Source organism: Mycolicibacterium nivoides, assembly GCF_003855255.1.
Classification (GTDB): Bacteria; Actinomycetota; Actinomycetes; order Mycobacteriales; family Mycobacteriaceae; genus Mycobacterium; species Mycobacterium nivoides.
This window is the reverse complement of sequence record NZ_CP034072.1, coordinates 527,035-544,365: the sequence shown is the minus strand read 5'-3', so window position 1 is coordinate 544,365 and position 17,331 is coordinate 527,035. Positions and strand designations below refer to the sequence as shown.

Sequence of the window (17,331 nt, the reverse complement as noted above, 5' to 3'; positions counted from 1 at the left end):
GGGTCACCCGAGCAGTTCGCGGATATCGGAGGCGGAGATGGTCGAGCCGAACAGATCCCCGTCATCGACCACCGCGGCGAACAGGGCCCGCTTGCGGTCCTGCAATGCGACCACCTTCTCCTCAATGGTGTTCTCCGCGACCAAGCGATAGACGCTGACCGGCCGGGTCTGCCCGATGCGGTGGGCCCGGTCGACCGCCTGAGCCTCGGCGGCCGGGCTCCACCAGGGGTCGCACAGGAAGCAGTAGTCGGCGGTGGTGAGGTTGAGCCCGAATCCGCCGGCCTTCAGGCTGATCAGGAACACCTGTTTGGCCCCGGTGCCGAATTCCTCGATGGCTCTGGCCCTTCCGTCGGAGTCGACCGAACCGTCGAGGTAGCTGTAGGCGATTCCCGCGGAATCCAGGTGCGCCCGCACGATGCCGAGGAATCCGGTGAACTGGCTGAACACCAGCGCACTGTGCCCCTCGGCGACGAGCTGGTCGAGTTGTTCGACGAGGAAGTCGATCTTGGCCGATCCCACCGGGCGTGCGGAGTCGTCGACCAACCCCGGATGCAGGCTGAGCTGTCGCAGCAGGGTCAGCGACCGGAAGATCTGGAACCGGTTCTTCTCCCAGTCCCCCAGCAGCCCAAGGACCTTCTGCCGTTCCCGGGCCAGCCGCGTGTCATAGATCTTGCGATGTTTTGCGCCCAGGCCGATGGTGAGCACCTGTTCGCTCTTCGGTGGCAACTCGCTGACCACCTGACTTTTCGTGCGCCGCAGCAGCACCGGCTTGATCCGCCTGCGCAACACCGGCAGCAGATCGTCAGCTGCACCCGACTCGATCGGCTTTCGGAAATACGTCTCGAACACCTTCGGCGACGGAAACAGCCCGGGCACCGTGATCGACAACAGTGACCACAGCTCCATCAGGTTGTTCTCCATCGGGGTGCCCGTGATCGCCAACTTGAACGGCACATCCAGCAGCCGTGCGGCCTGATGGGTCTTGCTGTGGTGGTTCTTCACGAACTGTGCTTCGTCGAGAACCATGCCGGCCCACTGGATTTGCGAATACGCCTCGACATCCATGCGCAGCAGCGTGTAGGACGTGACGACGATATCCGCCTCGGCCACCTGTGCGGCCAGGCCGACGGCTGCCCGCGCATTGGTCGAGGTCACCACCACCGCGTTCAGTCCCGGGGTGAACTTGCGGCATTCGGCCACCCAGTTGCGCGCCACGCTGGTCGGCGCCACCACCAGGAACTTGCCCGCGCCGCCCGCCACGGCACGAGCGATGAGCGCCAGCGTCTGCACGGTCTTTCCCAGGCCCATGTCGTCGGCGAGTACCCCGCCGATCCCGTTGTCCCACAAGAACGAAAGCCAGTCCAGTCCGTCACGCTGGTAGTCGCGCAACTCGGCGTCGAGCCCCGCCGGCGGGTCGACGGGGACCGGAGGACGGGCAGCGGCCAGACGCGCCAGATTGGCCCGCCAACGGGCGAGCTGCTCGTCGACGACACCCAGCGCGAGTAGTTCGTCCCACAGCGTGATGTTCATCGACGCGGCGTTGACCCGGTCCCCGTCGATCTCACCGAGCGCCCGCGCCTCGTCCAGCAGGGCCCTCAACCGGACCAGCTCGGGCGTGTCCAGGCGGAAGTACATCCCCGACGGCAGGAGCATATGCGTTGCACCGGTGCTCAATTCGCGGATCAGCTCGGGCAGGGCCACCGTCTCGCCGTCCACACTCACCGTGACGTTCAAGTTGAACCAATCCCCCGGCACCGAGGTGTCACCGGAGAACGACAGAACCGGATCAGCACCTGCGGCCCGGTACCGGTCGTCGGCGTCGATCGTCAGGTCCGCGAAACAGTCCAGCTGCGGCAAGGTCTGATCACACAGCACCGCAGCCTCCACCAGGGTGAGATTCACCCCGCCCAGCAGCGTGCGCTGTGATGCCACCGCGACCGCGTCCAGGGCGCTCGGGGCATTGACGATGGCCCGCAACTCATGCACAGCATCGGTGTCGAGCGTCGCGGTTATCCGGCGGTTGACATGTTGTGCCGCTTGACGTTTCCAGTCCTGCGCGGCAGCTGCGACCGCCTGCAACGCGGGCTGCATCCGTAGCCAGAGCACCTGTTCCGCGTCAGCGTCGCGGTACCCGATCAACCCGGTCGAAGACATCGGGTCGAAGTCGTGATGCTGATCGTTGACCTGATAGCGCGTACTCCAGAACACCCGCGCGCCGCCGTCGGTCACCTTGACCGTCAGCGCGGGCATCGGGCCCGTGATGGTCGGCGGGACGAACAGGCCGTCGGCGACCTCCATGTCCACACTGCTGGCCAGGCGCGGCAGGATGTCGACCGCGAGTTCGCGAGCCATGTCGGCCGGAATGTGCACCTGCTCGCGGTGGCCCAGCATCTCGGCCATGGTGCGTCCCGGCACCGGGTCGAAGGCGCCCAGTCGCAGCACCGAATCGGCGACCTGGAACATCCCGTGCGGAGCCGGCATCCCGATCAGCGCGACGCCGTCGGGGTCGCTGTCCTGTCCGTCGACGATGAGAGCCACCGACATCACGGCACCGCCGCCGCCCTCGGCCGCGAAGTCCAACCGGAGGTGGACGTTCTTGACCAACTCGACCGCACGGATGCCGCTCGCGGTGTCGGCCAAGACGGTCACGCCCGCGTCCAGCACTTCGTCGAGCCGGGGCCACAGCGTGGCAGGCATTCCGTTGAGCACCATCCCCTCGCCGCCGTGCGGTTGGGAGTACCGCACGACCTCCGACAGCAGCGCCCGCACCGCCCGGTATTGATCGCGGTCGAACTCGCCGGGGTCCGGATAGTCCACGAGGCGCCGCCACGTCAGCGCGCGGGTGATCCAGGTGCCCCGTTTGCCCAGGGACAGCGGGCGCAGCATCAGCAATGTGCCCGGGCGGTAGCGGGTCGGGGCAACCACCGAGAACTCCAGCGCGATCGGTTTGCCGCCGCCAGCGGGAACGGCGACCTCGTCGAGCACCTTGTCGAGCACGTAGCGCCAACGGTCCACCGGCGAGTGGGCCGGATCCGACGGCGCAGCCGCCAGCACCAGGGCGACCGCATGTTTGCAGAACGACCCCACGGGGCATGAACACAATGCCCACTCGACGACAGCCCGACTACCTGGCGACAGTCCGACCTCGAGGACGTACAGCTGACCATGCGAACCCACACAGCGCCCGCGCAGCAGGCGCTCACCGTCATCGAACTCGATGTCACGGATCCGGCCCTCGGCCGCGTAGCGCTCACCCCGCACGGTCGACTGCGCGCCGAAATCACGAATCAGCTCGTCACGGGCTATGCCGAAGCCGAATCCAGGCCTCATGCGAGGAGAATAGGGCCACTCTCCGACATATCCCGGTCACACCCCCGACACACCGCGGGTGGCGCGCCGACAGCAGATCCTGTGTAGGGTCGAACTGATGTGTGGAGCCGCCGGGGAGGTGCGTCTCGATGGCCGGACACCGGATATTTCAGCGGTGTCGGCCATGGCAGACGCGATGGCACCCAGGGGTCCGGATGCGGCCGGTGTGTGGTCGCAAGGCCGGGTCGCGCTGGGTCACCGCCGCCTGAAAATCATTGACCTGACCGAAGCGGGCGCCCAGCCCATGGTTGATCCCGAACTCGGATTGACTGTTTGCTGGAACGGCTGCATCTACAACTACCAAGAGCTGCGCCGGGAGCTGTCCGGGCATGGCTACCGCTTCTTCTCGCACAGCGACACCGAGGTGTTGCTCAAGGCCTATCACCACTGGGGTGACCGGTTCGTCGAGCACCTGATGGGGATGTTCGCGTTCGCGATCGTCGAGCGCGACACCGGCCGGGTGCTGCTGGGCCGCGATCGGCTGGGCATCAAGCCGCTTTACATCACCGAGGACGCCCACCGGATCCGGTTCGCGTCGTCGCTGCCCGCCCTGCTGGCCGCCGGCGGGGTCGACACCCGGATCGACCCGATCGCGCTGCACCACTACCTCACGTTCCATTCGGTGGTGCCGCCGCCGCTGACCATCCTGCAGGGCATCAAGAAAGTGCCGCCCGCGTCGGTGGTCGCGATCGAACCCGACGGCAGCCGGCACACCACCGTCTACTGGTCGCCGGACTTCACCCGGCACGCCGAGCGGGCCGACTGGTCGGAAAAGGATTGGGAGGACGCGGTACTGGAGTCGCTGCGGCGCGCGGTCGAGCGCCGGCTGGTGGCCGACGTGCCGGTCGGCTGCCTGCTGTCCGGCGGGGTCGATTCCAGCCTGATCGTCGGACTGCTCGCCGAAGCCGGCCAGCACGGCCTGTCCACCTTCTCGATCGGTTTCGAGTCGGTGGGCGGGGTGGCCGGCGACGAGTTCAAGTACTCCGACATCATCGCCGAACACTTCGACACCGACCATCACCAGATCCGCATCGACACCGACCGCATGCTGCCCGCGCTCGACGGAGCGATCGGCGCGATGAGCGAACCGATGGTCAGCCATGACTGTGTGGCCTTCTACCTGCTCAGCCAGGAAGTGTCCCGGCACGTCAAGGTGGTGCAGTCCGGGCAGGGAGCCGACGAGGTTTTCGCCGGTTATCACTGGTATCCGCCGATGGCCGAACCAGGCGCGGCCGGCCTTGACGGCTCCGTGGCCAGCTATCGGGGAGCGTTCTTCGACCGGGACAGCTCCGGGGTGGGCGCGCTGATCAGCGAGGGCTACCGGGCCGACGGGGATCCCAGCGGCGTGTTCGTGACCGATCACTTCGCCGCCGCGGGCGCGCAGACCGGTGTGGACCGGGCGTTGCGCCTCGATACCACCGTGATGCTGGTCGACGATCCGGTCAAACGGGTCGACAACATGACCATGGCGTGGGGGCTGGAAGGTCGGGTGCCGTTCCTCGATCACGAACTCGTCGAGCTGGCCGCCACCTGCCCGCCGGGCCTGAAGACCGCACACGGGGGCAAAGGCGTGCTCAAACAGGCTGCGCGCCGGGTGATCCCGGCAGCGGTGATCGATCGCCCGAAGGGGTATTTCCCGGTCCCGGCGCTGACCCACCTCGAGGGGCCGTACCTGGATATGGTCCGCGACGCGCTGTATGCGCCGGAAGCCAAGGAGCGCGGCCTGTTTCGCCCCGAGGCCGTCGACCGGCTGCTGGCCGACCCGAACGGCAGGCTGACCCCGCTGCGGGGCAATGAGTTGTGGCAGATCGCGCTGCTCGAGCTGTGGTTGCAGCGACACGGGGTGACGGGGGCTGCGGCGTGACCGCCACCGATCATGACGCGTCGGAAGCCTCGTTGGGCTCCGACCACACCGAGGCGATCACGCTCGGCCTGCACGATGCCTCACCGCAGCATCTCGTCGATGCCATGGCCGATGATGTTGTGCTCGAATTGGGCTGGGGCCGGCTGATTTTCGGACAGACCTTCGCCGATCCCGAGCAGCTTGCCGAGGTGCTGCAGCAGGAAGGACCGGGCCGGCGGGACATCTGTATCTACGCCCGCGAATCACACGTACTGATCGCCCGGTCCCCCGCCGAGCTGTTCATCGACCCCAGCCACACCTACCGGCTGCGGTTCACCGACGAGTTCACCTCTGCCGAGCCCGTCGGGTTCACCGTGCGCACGCTGCAGACGCCGAGCGACGCCGACGCGATGAACCGCGTGTACGTACGGTGCGGGATGGTGCCCGCCCCCGTCGACGTCATCTGGCACAACCACACCCTGACCCCGGCGGTGGTCTACCTGGTCGCGGTGCGCGATGACGACGGCAGCGTCGTGGGCACGGTCACCGGTGTCGACCACAAGCGGTTGTTCGCCGACCCCGAAGACGGGTCGAGCCTGTGGAGCCTGGCCGTGGACCCGGCCGCCGGACTACCCGGTGTCGGGGACGCCCTGACCCGGACCCTGGCCGGAATCTTCCGCGAGCGGGGCCGCGCCTACCTGGATCTGTCGGTGGCCCATGACAATTCCGCCGCGATCGCGCTGTACGAGAAGTTGGGTTTCCAGCGCGTCCCGGTGCTGGCCGTCAAACGCAAGAACGCGATCAACGAGCCGCTGTTCACCCACCCTCCGGAGACCGTCGACGATCTGAACCCGTACGCGCGCATCATCGCCGACGAGGCGATGCGGCGCGGGATCCGCGTCGAGGTGCTCGACGCGGGCGCCGGCGAAATGAAGCTGTCGCACGGCGGGCGCAGCATCATCACCCGAGAGTCGCTCTCGGAGTTCACGTCTGCGGTGGCCATGGCCCGCTGCGACGACAAGCGCCAGACCAGGCGGATCGTCTCGGATGCCGGTATCACGGTGCCCAAGGGCCGCCTGGCCACGTTCGACCGTGAGGACCACGATTTTCTGGCCGAGGTCGGCGATGTGGTGGTCAAGCCCACCCGCGGCGAGCAGGGCAAGGGCATCACCGTCGGCGTCGACGGTGGCGAGGAACTGGACGCGGCGCTGCACCGGGCCCGCGAGCAGTACCCGGAGGTGCTGATCGAGCAGCGGGCCGCCGGCGACGATCTTCGCCTGGTGGTCATCGACGGCAAGGTGGTGGCCTCGGCGATCCGCAGGCCCGCCGAGGTCGTCGGCACCGGAAAGCACACCGTGGGCGAGTTGATCGAGACGCAATCACGCCGCCGCGCGGCCGCCACCGGTGGCGAGTCACGCATCCCGATCGACGACGTCACCGTCGGAACCGTCGCCGAAGCCGGCTGGTCATTCGACGACGTGCTGCCCGAAGGGGAGCGCCTGCGGGTACGGCGGACGGCAAATCTGCATCAGGGCGGGACGATTCACGACGTGACCGCCGAGGTGAACCCCGAGCTGTGCCGGGTCGCCGTGGCCGCGGCCGCGGCGATCGGAATCCCGGTGACAGGGATCGACCTGCTGGTACCCGATGTGACGGGCCGGGAGTACGTCTTCATCGAGGCCAATGAACGTCCCGGGCTGGCCAATCACGAGCCGCAGCCCACGGCGGCCGCGTTCGTGGATTTCCTGTTCCCGCAGCAGCCGGGGTTGCCGCAAGCCTGGACGCCTTCGGAGGCGGCTGACTGAGCGCTCGCGCGAAGGCAGCCCGCCGACCCGACAACACCGCGGCGGCTGACTGAGCGCTCGCGCGAAGGCAGGCCACCGACCCGACAACACCGCGGCGGCTGACTGAGCGCTCGCGCGAAGGCAGGCCACCGACCCGACAACACCGCGGCGGCTGACTGAGCGCTCGCGCGAAGGCAGGCCGCCGACCGGTCACCAACTACTGGTACGCAGTACGATCTCGGCCGCGAGCTGCGCGGTCGAGTCTCCGGCGTTGCGCCGTCCCGGCATCTCAACGAGCCGGAAGTCGCCGTAGACATAGCGCTGGCTGGCCTTGGCGACGGCACGTGCCGCGGGGGTGCTGACGAGCACGGTGGTGTTCATCTCCACCGGAGGGCATTCGTCGTCGCGGACCACGCCCGTGGCGTCGGCGACGCGCGGATGGCCGCGATCCACCACCACCAGTCCGATGAATTTATCCAACCGGGTCGCCGCCAGCTCCCAGGCCAGCTCTCCCCCGAGCCGGTCACCGACCAGCAAAGCCCATTTGATGTCGAGTGAATCGAGAATGCCGACGATCGCCTTGGCGGTCAGCCGCGGATCCGGGCCGATGATCACCGTGCGCAGTGAAGCCGTGTGCAACCGCCGGCAGATCGGCTCGTAGGCGGCGGGGCCGTGATGTCCGGCGCTCAGCACCACCACTGTGGAACCCTTGTCGGGCCCGGAGACGTCGACGGGTGTGGTGTATCCGTCGATCGTCGCGACGGTGGTAAGCATTCGGACAAACTACCGTCCAGTAGCCCCGGGCGGGCCGGAATCAGCATTGTCCTGACGCCCGCGTCAGCGAGCGCCCAGACGCTCGGCTTGCATACCGAAAACATCCAGAAACGTCTGCGGCAATGCACCTTTGGCGACGATCGATGGGTCCTGTGTGGGGAAGGCGATGCCGAAAACCGCCCAGTTGCCGACATTTTCGAAGGCGAAGAAGATGCTCTGCTCGCTGGCGCCCAGCCGCATGGTCTGCTGGTAGGCCAACGCCGACGTGCGGGGTGCGGCCAGCTTGGTGGTGGTCATCGGGATGCCGCGCTCCGACGGATCGAAGTAGGTGGAGAACTGGGCGCACCGCTCCGCCGTAGCCGCCAGCCGGTCCAACGGCAGCGGCGAGCTCAGCACGGTCAACACCATGCGCGCCCCGTCGTAGGCCGCGATGATCTGCGCGGCACTGCCAGGGCCCCGCTCGGCGGATTCGGCGATCACCCTGGTCAGCCCGTCACTGCATCCGGCCGGGGTGGACAACATCGGTGGCGGGCCGCTCGATCCACCCGGGCCCGCGCCGTCATCGGTGACCCGATCGAACTGCACACCGGGCGGGAAGTCGGCGGCGCTCAGCAACACCTTCTGCAGGGTGGCGCCGGGCCAGGTGGGCGACCCGGTGATCACGGGCGCGCAGCCGGTCACCACCAGGGCGACCAGCCCGAACAAAACTGCCACCGACCGGTGGCGTCGAATCATATGCCCAGGTTACCGAGGTGGACCGAGGAGCGCAGTGCTCATGGTGGGCCGGGGCGGCGCTCCGTGCTGGACCAGGTCCATCACATCCCCGATGTCGAGGTGTGCGGCCAGCAGGTCGGCCATCAGATCCAGCTGAGCATCGCGGCGACCCCGCACATCGATGTCGTCGGCAACCACGAATCCGTCACGACCGGCGTTGCCGGCGACCTCGGTGAGCCAGGCCCGGCGCAGATGGTCGTTGTCGAGCAGACCGTGCCAGTGGGTGCCATAGACCGCGCCGTGACGCAGCCCGACACCGAGCCAGTCATCGGCCGCCGCACGGGTCACCTGCCCATGGTGAATCTCGTATCCCCACAAGGGTTCTTCCCAGTGCCGCAGGGTCTTCTCGACGGCGAACTCGATGTCAGCGTCGAGCAAACCCAGGCCTTCGACGCGGACCGCTGCGGCTGCTCCCCCCTCGACGGCGTCATCGATGCGACGGCACAGCATCTGGAACCCGCCACACACACCGAGCACGGGTCGGCCCTGCGCGGCGTGCGTGAGAATGGCCTCGGCCAGGCCGCGTCGGCGCAACCAGGCCAGATCGCTCACCGTGGCCTTGCTGCCGGGGATCACCACGAGGTCGGCACCGGTGAGGTCGGCGGCATCGGCCACCCACCGCACCGCGACCCCCGGTTCACAGGCCATGGCCTCGATGTCGGTGGAGTTGGAGATGCGCGGCAGCCTGATGGCCGCGACGGTGAGCGTCTGCGCCCCGCGTGGCGGTTGCGGTGTGCCCACCATGCCGCCTGGCCGGACGGATACTGAATCCTCTGTGTCGAGCCAGATTCCGTCGTCGAACGGGATCACCCCGTAGGTGGGGCGACCGGTCAGCTCCTGCAGCTGGGCCAATCCGGGCTGCAGCAGGGCGGGGTCACCGCGGAACTTGTTGACGATGAATCCCGCGATGAGCGCCTGATCCTCTGGAGCCAGGACGGCCACGGTGCCGTGCAGGTGGGCCAGCAGGCCGCCGCGGTCGATGTCACCCACCACGACGACGGGCAGGTCAGCGGTCCGAGCCAGCCCCATGTTGGCCAGGTCGGTCGCACGCAGGTTGATCTCCGCCGGTGAGCCCGCGCCCTCACAGATCACCACGTCGAATTCGGATCTCAGCGAGGCCAATTCGTCGGCGACGACGCCGGCGAGCCGCTCGCGGTGGGTGAAGTAGTCGCCCGCGGTCACGGTTCCGGCCACCTGGCCCCTGATCACCAACTGTGATGTGCGGTCCCCGCCGGGCTTGAGCAGGATCGGGTTGAACCGGGTGCTTGGTGCCAACCCGGCAGCGTGGGCCTGCATCGCCTGGGCCCGGCCGATCTCTCCGCCGTCGACGGTGACCGCCGAGTTGTTCGACATGTTCTGCGCCTTGAACGGCGCCACGGACAGCCCCTCGCGGGTAAGCAACCGGCAGAGACCGGCCACGACCATCGACTTGCCGGCGTCAGAGGTGGTGCCGGCGACCAGCAGCGCCCCGCTCACGGTGCGTTGTTCACGGCAACGTGAGGATCTCGGCGCCGTCCTCGGTGACCACGAGCGTGTGCTCGAACTGAGCGGTCCACTTGCGGTCCTTGGTCACCACGGTCCAGTCGTCGTCCCAGATCTCGTAGTCCAGCGACCCGAGATTGATCATCGGTTCGATGGTGAAGGTCATGCCCGGTTCCAGCACGGTCTCGACCGCGGGCTGGTCGTAGTGGAGCACCACCAACCCGTTGTGAAACGTGGTGCCGATACCGTGGCCGGTGAAATCACGAACGACGTTGTAGCCGAACCGGTTTGCGTAAGCCTCGATCACCCGGCCGACGATCGACAGCGCGCGCCCGGGCTTGACCGCCTTGATGGCCCGCATGGTTGCCTCGTGGGTCCGCTCGACGAGCAGCCGGTGTTCCTCCGAGACATCCCCGGCCAGGAAGGTGGCGTTGGTGTCGCCGTGGACTCCGTCGATGTAGGCGGTGACGTCGATGTTGACGATGTCGCCGTCCTCAACCACGGTCGAGTCCGGGATACCGTGGCAGATCACCTCGTTCAGCGAGGTGCAGCAGGATTTGGGAAACCCCTTGTAGCCCAGAGTCGACGGATAGGCGCCGTGATCGATCATGTACTCGTGGGCGATGCGGTCCAGCTCGTCGGTGGTCACCCCGGGCGCCACGGCTTTTCCGGCCTCGGCCAGCGCAGCTGCCGCGATCTGGCCCGCGACGCGCATCTTCTCGATCACCTCAGGGGTTTGCACCCAGGGTTCGCTGCCCTCCTGCACGGTGGGCTGCCAGGCGTACTCCGGCCGTGGGATCGACTTGGGAACCATCAGGGTCGGTGAGAGCACGCCGGGGCGCAGGGCGGTACGAACTGGCATGTGGACAGCTTAATCGTCAGCTCACCGACAACGCCTCCAGCGCCGTGCGCACCCGCTGCGGCAGCGGTGCGCCGGGTCCGCGACTCGGGGTACGGCCCCGGCCAGATCGTCGACCGCGAGCTCACCCCGTCCCCACCGACTGCGGTGACACCGCATGAGAGCGCCCCTCTCAACAATCGGTAATGGTGTTACCGTACGGAGATGACTGAGGCATGGCGATGACCGAAACCGTTCATGTGCTGAACCTGCTGGACTACCGCGAGGTGGAGTCCACAGCTGACCGGCTGGTGCTGGAGATGGACAACCGGCCCGACCTCGCCAACGTCCGCGGTGCCCTGCAGGGCGGCCTGGTCGCCACCCTGATCGATATCGCGGCGGGCATGCTGGCCGGCAACGCCAGCGGTGTCGGCTATGACGTCACGACCGCCGACCTCAACATCCACTTCCTCGCCCCGATCATGGGCACTGCCCGTGCGGAGGCGAAGATCGTGCGAGCCGGCAAACGCCTCATCGTGACGTCGGTCGATGTCACCGATGTGACCCGTGATCGGCTGGCCGCCCGCGCGACGCTGACGTTCGCGGTGCTTGAGCCACGCTGACATCAGGTCCGGCGCAGCGTCAGCTTCCAGTTCCGGCGCGGCCCACGGATGTCCACCGACCCGCACACCACCTTGCCGGTCAGGATGATGTGCGGGGTGCCGTCGGCAGGCGCGTCGCGGCGGTGATCGTCGGCGCTGCCCACGATCACCTCGACGTCATCGATCGACGCACTGGCCCCTTCGGGCAGCCGGATCTCCACAGACCCGAATTTCATGTCCAGCTCGATGACCACCATCGGCCCGGCGAACCGGGCCCGGGTGAGGTCCAGCTCGACCGAACCCATCCGGCGCACCAATGCCAGCCGGGTCGGAACAGTCCATTCACCCTGGCGCTTCAGCGAGCCGAGCACCCCGCGCAACTCGACCCGGTCGGTGGCGGTGGTGACGATCGCTCCCGGTCCGGGCAGGTCCCCCACCAAGGCGTCCAGGTCCGAATGCAGCCGGGCGTGCGACACCAACGCGGAGCGCTCCTCGAACTCGGCGATGTCGATCAGCCCGAGTGCCACGGCATTGTGCAGCCGCCGCAGCGTGCCGTTGCGGTCCGCATCGGAGACGCGCAGGTCCACCGATTGTTCATTGATCCCTGTCATGGCAGGTTCAACGGTACCGCCGTTCAGGCCAGGTAGTCCGTGGGCAAGCTGTCGAACATGGTCTTGCACATCCGCACCGCGTACTCCGAACTGCCGCCGCCGACGATGAGCGCCGCGAATGCCATGTCCCCGCGGTATCCGGCGAACCAGGAGTGCGAGCCACCCATGAACTCGGCCTCGCCGGTCTTCCCCCGCACATCGCCGAGGCCGTTGAGGTCCTTGGCCGTGCCGTTGGTCACCACCAGCCGCATCATCGGCCGCAGTCCGTCGATCATCTTCGGGCTGATCGGGGCGCCCGCGCGGTCGACCATGGTCTGGCGTCCCTCGATGAGTTGGGGCACCGGAGTCTTTCCTGCCGCCACGGTCGCAGCCGCCAGCGCCATGCCGAACGGGCTGACCAGCACCTTGCCCTGGCCGAAGCCATCCTCGGTGCGCTCGGCCAGGTCCACCGTCGGCGGCACCGAACCGGTCAGCGTGGGGATGCCGTCCACCTGGTAGTCGGTGCCGATGCCGTACCGCGCGGCGGCCTGGGTGAGGCCACGCGGGGGCATCCGGCTGGCGAGTTCCCCGAAGGTGGTGTTGCACGAATTCGCGAAAGCCCGCGACATCGGCACCGTGCCGAGATCGAACGCGTCGTAGTTGGTGACTGTCCGGTGGCCGATGTCGAGCGTGCCGGGGCACCCCAAAAGCGTGTTGGGCGTTGCCATGTCGCGCTCGATGGCGGCCCCTGCGGTGATCATCTTGAAGGTCGAACCGGGCGGGAACTGACCCATGGTTGCCAGCGGTCCGGCGACATCGGCGGAGGCGTTCTGGGCGACCGCGAGGATCTCTCCGGTGGACGGTTTGATCGCGACGATCATCGCCTGCTTGCCGGTGGTGTTGACCGCGTTCTGCGCGGCGTTCTGCACGGCGCGGTCCAGGCTGATGGTGATCGACGGCGCCGGATCGCCTGCCACCTCGTTGAGCACATCGACGTCGACGCCGTTCTGATTGACCGTGACCACGCGCCAGCCCGGCTGGCCGTTGAGTTGGTCGGTCACCGATTTCTTGACCTCGTTGACGATCGCCGGAGCGAAAGTCTCGTCGGTGGGCAGCATTTCGGGCTGCGGGGTGACGACGACGCCGGGGAGACGGCCGATAGCCGGAGCGATCCGGTCATTGTCGGATTGACGCAGAGTGATCAGGCTCATCGGCTGCGCGGACGCGCTGGCCTGTTCGGCGAGCCGCTGGGGGTCACCCAGGGCGGGGTCGAACGGGCGCAGCGCATCGGCCACCGCCCGGGCCGTCGGCATCAGCGAGGCTCCAGCCGCCCTGGCATCCAGCGCGAAGTGATAGATGTAGCCGGGCACCAGCACATCGGTGCCGCCCCGCTCGTTGACCGAGGCCCGTCGCGGAGCATCGGCCCGCAGCGCGAAGGTTTGGTGCTCACCCAGTCGCGGGTGCAGTCCGGTGGCATTCCAGCGCACCTCCCACCGGCCCTCGTCGCGGATCATGTTGAGCTGACCGTCGTAGGTCCAGGTGCGGTTCTTGGGCAGGTGCCAGGTGTAGCGGTAGGTGACGCTGCCGGTGTCCTCGGCGTACTTCGACCCCAGGATCTGCGCGTCGAGTCGGGTGGCCTGCAAGCCGTTCCACGCTTCGCTGAGGGCGGTCTTGGCATCCTCGGGCCGATCGGCCAGCGCGGCGGCGGCCGCGGTGTCACCAGTGGCCAGTGCCGCGAAGAACTGCTCGGCAGTGGGCTCGGGCCCGTCAGGGCGTGGGGTGCAAGCGCTCAGCGCTGTTGCCCCGAGGACCGCGATGACCGTCAACAGGCCGGCGGTCCGTGTGACTGATGTTGTTTGAGTTGCCATTGAGGCTGATGTTAGAAACGCGGACGCCGGTTTCGTCGGAGGCGCACCGATACCGAACCGAGACAGTCGTGAGACCGACAAGTTGCCCCGTCGCTTCACAGGTCCAGAGCACGCAACAGGATCTCCAGACCGCGCCGGAACTCCTCATCCGGCCGGATACCGTGCGCCACCGCCGCGGTCTCCGACAACAGCGGATATTCGTCGGCAGGCAGACCGGCCAGCGTCCGAGTTCCCGGGCCGGTCAGACTTCCCAGCATCTCGATCTCGATGGCACCGAAGATGTAGGCCAGCACCGCCCGGAACGCATACACCCGGCGTTTGCCGCCATAGCCGGCGGCGGTGAGCACACCCAGCACCATTTCCCCCCAGCGCAACGACGCCGGCGAGCGGTGCCGGTGTGTCAGCAGCAAGGGCACCACCGCGGGATGCCGTGCGGCAGCAACGCGCACACGCTCGGCCAACTCGGTGAGCTGTTGGCGCGCCGAACCCCGTGGTGGTCCGGGTTCGATCTCGCCGAGCACGAGGTCCACCACGAGCGCTTCGAGTTCGTCGCGATCAGCCACGTACCGGTACAGCGACATGGTGCCCAGGCCCAGCCGCCGGGCGACGGCGCGCATCGACAGGCCCTCCAGCCCGTCGGCGTCGACGACTGCCAACGCAGCTGCGGCGAGCTGGGCCTGACTGAGTGAACGCGGGCGCGGCATGACGATTGACAGCGTACAACGTACGCCTATAGCCTTCAATCCATAGGCGTACACCGCACGCCAACAAGGAGGAACCGTGCCCCAACCCGATCCGCCCGCGACGGTCCCACCGCACCAGTTCCTCAGTGTCACAGGCGAACACATCCCGGTCCCTGATCCACACGGCCTGGTACACCTGCAATTCAGACGGTTCGCGGGGTGTCCGATCTGCAATCTGCACCTGCGTTCGTTCGTGGCCCGGCACGCGGAGATCAGTGCCGCCGGTATCCGCGAGGTGGTCTTCTTCCACTCCCCCGCAGCCGAATTGGCCGAGCACACATCGGATCTGCCGTTCGCCACCGTCGCCGATCCGGGCAAGGAGATCTACCGGGAGTTCGGAGTCGAATCCGGTGCCCGGGCACTGCTCGATCCCCGCAGCTGGCCGGCCATCATCCGCGGCGGCCTGCTGACGGTGGGCGGGCGGTTCCGCGCCCCGGCAGGCAGACAGGCCGGTGGCCGGCTCGGGCTGCCCGCAGATTTCCTCGTCGCCCCGGACGGCGTGGTGGTCGCCGCCAAATACGGCTCCCATGCCGACGACCAATGGTCGGTCGATGACCTGCTGCGGGCCGCCGCCGTGCGGCGGTGACGCCCGCTCCTGCAGGGCTCAGTCCAGCAACACCGTCGCGAATGTACCGACCTGCTCGAATCCGATGCGGGCGTACGTCGCCCGGGCGACGGTGTTGTAGCTGTTGACGTACAAGCTCGCGATGCGGCCCGACCCGACCACGGCGGTCGCCAGCGCTGCCGTTCCCGTGGTGCCCAGCCCGTGGCCCCGCCACTCGGGATGCACCCACACCCCCTGGATCTGGCCGACCGACGGAGACTGCGATCCGACCTCGGCTTTGAACACCACCTCGCCGCGCTCGAACCGGGCCCACGCCCGTCCCGCGGCGATCAGCCCGGCAATCCGGCGGCGGTAACCACGGCCGCCGTCACCCAGCCGCGGGTCGACACCGACCTCGCCGATGAACATGTCGACGGCCGCGACGAGGTAGGCGTCGAGTTCCTCCATGCGCACCGGGCGGACCGCCGGGTCGATCGCGCACTGCGGCATCGAGTTCAGCGCCATCAACGGTTGTTGCTCGCGGACGTCACGGGCGGTGCCCCACACCGATTCCAGCCGCCGCCACATCGGCATCACCAATTCGGCCCGGCCGACCAGGGAGGAGCACCGACGCGCCGTGCTCATCGCCTTGTCCGAGAACGCCTTGAGGTCCTCGGCATCCCCGCGCAACGGGATCAGGTTGGGGCCGGCGTAACACAGTGACTCGGTAACGCCGCGCCTGGTCCACAGCTCCCCGCCGATCGCGCCATGTTCGACGCCGAACTCGGCGACCCGTGCGGCGACCATGCAGGACCCCACCGGGTCCTCCTCGAACACCTGCATGCAGGGGGTGGCGTCACGCACCACGGAGACGCGTCGCTCGTCGACGAGTCGGAACAGCGGCGGTGCCGACATTGGCGATTCCCTCTGCTCAAGCCAAGGTTGGGTGACCCCGCCCACAGGGTCGCTATCAGCTTACGGTGACCACTGGCGAACCGGTGGCATCATCTGAATCCGCCGCTTCCGCCAGGCGCATGGCCTCTTCGATGAGTGTCTCGACGATCTGCGCCTCGGGGACGGTCTTGATGACCTCACCCTTGACGAAGATCTGGCCCTTGCCGTTGCCGGAGGCAACCCCGAGATCCGCCTCGCGGGCCTCACCCGGACCGTTGACCACGCAGCCCATCACCGCCACCCGCAGCGGGACATCGAGACCGTCCAGGCCCGCACTCACCGCGTTGGCCAAGGTGTACACGTCGACCTGTGCCCGACCGCAGGACGGGCAGGACACGATCTCCAGACCACGCGGCCGCAGGTTCAGCGACTCAAGGATCTGATTGCCGACCTTGACCTCTTCGGCCGGCGGGGCCGACAGCGACACCCGGATGGTGTCGCCGATGCCCTGGGACAGCAGCGCGCCGAACGCCACCGCTGACTTGATGGTGCCCTGGAACGCCGGTCCGGCTTCGGTGACACCGAGGTGCAGCGGGTAGTCACACTGGGCGGCCAACTGCCGGTAGGCCTCGACCATGATCACCGGATCGTTGTGCTTCACGCTGATCTTGATGTCGCCGTATCCGTGCTCCTCGAACAGCGACGCCTCCCACAGCGCGGATTCGACCAGTGCCTCCGGAGTGGCCTTGCCGTACTTCTGCATCAACCGCGGATCCAGCGAGCCGGCGTTGACGCCGATGCGGATCGGGATGCCCGCGTCGCCGGCGGCCTTGGCCACCTCCTTGACCCGGCCGTCGAACTCCTTGATGTTGCCGGGGTTGACGCGCACGGCCGCGCATCCGGCGTCGATCGCGGCGAAGATGTACTTGGGCTGGAAGTGGATGTCGGCGATGACCGGGATCTGGCTGTGCCGGGCGATCTCGGCGAGCGCGTCGGCGTCCTCCTGCCGGGGGCAGGCCACCCGGACGATGTCGCAGCCCGAGGCGGTCAGCTCGGCGATCTGCTGCAGCGTCGAGTTCACGTCGTGAGTCTTGGTGGTGCACATGGACTGCACCGCGATCGGGTGCTCACTGCCGATGCCCACACCGCCGACATCGAGCTGACGGGTCTTGCGCCGCGGCGCAAGAGTTGGCGCGGGCGGCGCCGGCATGCCCAGACCGATGGAC

General features: G+C 67.8%; 14 protein-coding genes. 4 read left to right on the top strand and 10 right to left on the bottom strand.

The features are described from left to right. Positions 1–3 precede the first annotated feature (3 nt). A complete protein-coding gene (locus EH231_RS02660; RefSeq protein WP_124711816.1) occupies positions 4–3,330 on the bottom strand; it encodes a DEAD/DEAH box helicase in 3,327 nt (1,108 codons plus the stop codon). 97 nt (positions 3,331–3,427) lie between these two features. On the opposite strand from EH231_RS02660, the gene EH231_RS02655 reads away from it, so the two are divergent. Next, positions 3,428–5,233, top strand: coding sequence for an N-acetylglutaminylglutamine amidotransferase (locus tag EH231_RS02655; RefSeq protein WP_124711815.1), 1,806 nt, complete (start codon positions 3,428–3,430; stop codon positions 5,231–5,233). Beyond that, complete coding sequence (gene ngg / locus EH231_RS02650) at positions 5,230–7,017, top strand: N-acetylglutaminylglutamine synthetase (protein WP_090425180.1); 1,788 nt, start codon at positions 5,230–5,232, stop codon at positions 7,015–7,017. Before EH231_RS02655 ends, ngg begins: the two co-directional genes overlap by 4 nt. A 189-nt stretch (positions 7,018–7,206) precedes the next feature. On the opposite strand, the gene EH231_RS02645 is transcribed toward ngg, so the two are convergent. The 4 genes from EH231_RS02645 to map all read right to left on the bottom strand — a co-directional run bounded on the left by EH231_RS02645 (position 7,207) and on the right by map (position 10,888). Continuing rightward, positions 7,207–7,770: an alpha/beta fold hydrolase gene (locus tag EH231_RS02645; RefSeq protein ID WP_044517629.1), complete on the bottom strand. Its 564-nt coding sequence runs from the start codon at positions 7,768–7,770 to the stop codon at positions 7,207–7,209. Positions 7,771–7,833: 63 nt separating this feature from the next. Beyond that, positions 7,834–8,505 carry a hypothetical protein gene (locus EH231_RS02640; RefSeq protein ID WP_090425179.1) on the bottom strand — a complete coding sequence of 224 codons (672 nt, stop codon included), beginning with the start codon at positions 8,503–8,505 and terminating at the stop codon, positions 7,834–7,836. 9 nt (positions 8,506–8,514) lie between these two features. Further along, positions 8,515–9,969: a cobyric acid synthase gene (locus EH231_RS02635; RefSeq protein WP_241178086.1), complete on the bottom strand. Its 1,455-nt coding sequence runs from the start codon at positions 9,967–9,969 to the stop codon at positions 8,515–8,517. Between the two features lie 61 nt (positions 9,970–10,030). Continuing rightward, positions 10,031–10,888 (bottom strand): type I methionyl aminopeptidase, encoded by an 858-nt coding sequence (gene map, locus EH231_RS02630; protein WP_090425177.1) that lies wholly within the window; start codon positions 10,886–10,888, stop codon positions 10,031–10,033. 218 nt (positions 10,889–11,106) lie between these two features. On the opposite strand from map, the gene EH231_RS02625 reads away from it, so the two are divergent. Continuing rightward, positions 11,107–11,487 (top strand): PaaI family thioesterase, encoded by a 381-nt coding sequence (locus EH231_RS02625; protein WP_090426071.1) that lies wholly within the window; start codon positions 11,107–11,109, stop codon positions 11,485–11,487. Positions 11,488–11,489: 2 nt separating this feature from the next. Here the strand turns inward: EH231_RS02625 and EH231_RS02620 are convergent, their stop codons facing one another. From EH231_RS02620 to EH231_RS02610, 3 genes are all read right to left on the bottom strand, one after another. Continuing rightward, positions 11,490–12,077: a DUF1707 SHOCT-like domain-containing protein gene (locus tag EH231_RS02620; RefSeq protein WP_090425176.1), complete on the bottom strand. Its 588-nt coding sequence runs from the start codon at positions 12,075–12,077 to the stop codon at positions 11,490–11,492. A gap of 23 nt (positions 12,078–12,100) precedes the next feature. Then, on the bottom strand, positions 12,101–13,924 hold the full coding sequence (locus EH231_RS02615; RefSeq protein WP_090425175.1) for a penicillin-binding transpeptidase domain-containing protein: 1,824 nt from the start codon (positions 13,922–13,924) through the stop codon (positions 12,101–12,103). 95 nt (positions 13,925–14,019) lie between these two features. Beyond that, on the bottom strand, positions 14,020–14,628 hold the full coding sequence (locus EH231_RS02610) for a TetR/AcrR family transcriptional regulator (protein ID WP_090425174.1): 609 nt from the start codon (positions 14,626–14,628) through the stop codon (positions 14,020–14,022). A gap of 76 nt (positions 14,629–14,704) precedes the next feature. Between EH231_RS02610 and EH231_RS02605 the strand changes: the two genes are divergently transcribed. Then, positions 14,705–15,253, top strand: a complete 549-nt coding sequence (locus tag EH231_RS02605; RefSeq protein ID WP_090425173.1) for a peroxiredoxin-like family protein — start codon at positions 14,705–14,707, stop codon at positions 15,251–15,253. Between the two features lie 18 nt (positions 15,254–15,271). Here EH231_RS02605 and EH231_RS02600 read toward each other — a convergent pair whose 3' ends face one another. Together EH231_RS02600 and ispG are read right to left on the bottom strand one after the other, a co-directional pair. Beyond that, positions 15,272–16,126, bottom strand: coding sequence for a GNAT family N-acetyltransferase (locus EH231_RS02600; RefSeq protein WP_044517610.1), 855 nt, complete (start codon positions 16,124–16,126; stop codon positions 15,272–15,274). Positions 16,127–16,181: 55 nt separating this feature from the next. Further along, positions 16,182–17,315: a flavodoxin-dependent (E)-4-hydroxy-3-methylbut-2-enyl-diphosphate synthase gene (gene ispG / locus EH231_RS02595; RefSeq protein ID WP_164481134.1), complete on the bottom strand. Its 1,134-nt coding sequence runs from the start codon at positions 17,313–17,315 to the stop codon at positions 16,182–16,184. Positions 17,316–17,331 lie beyond the last annotated feature (16 nt).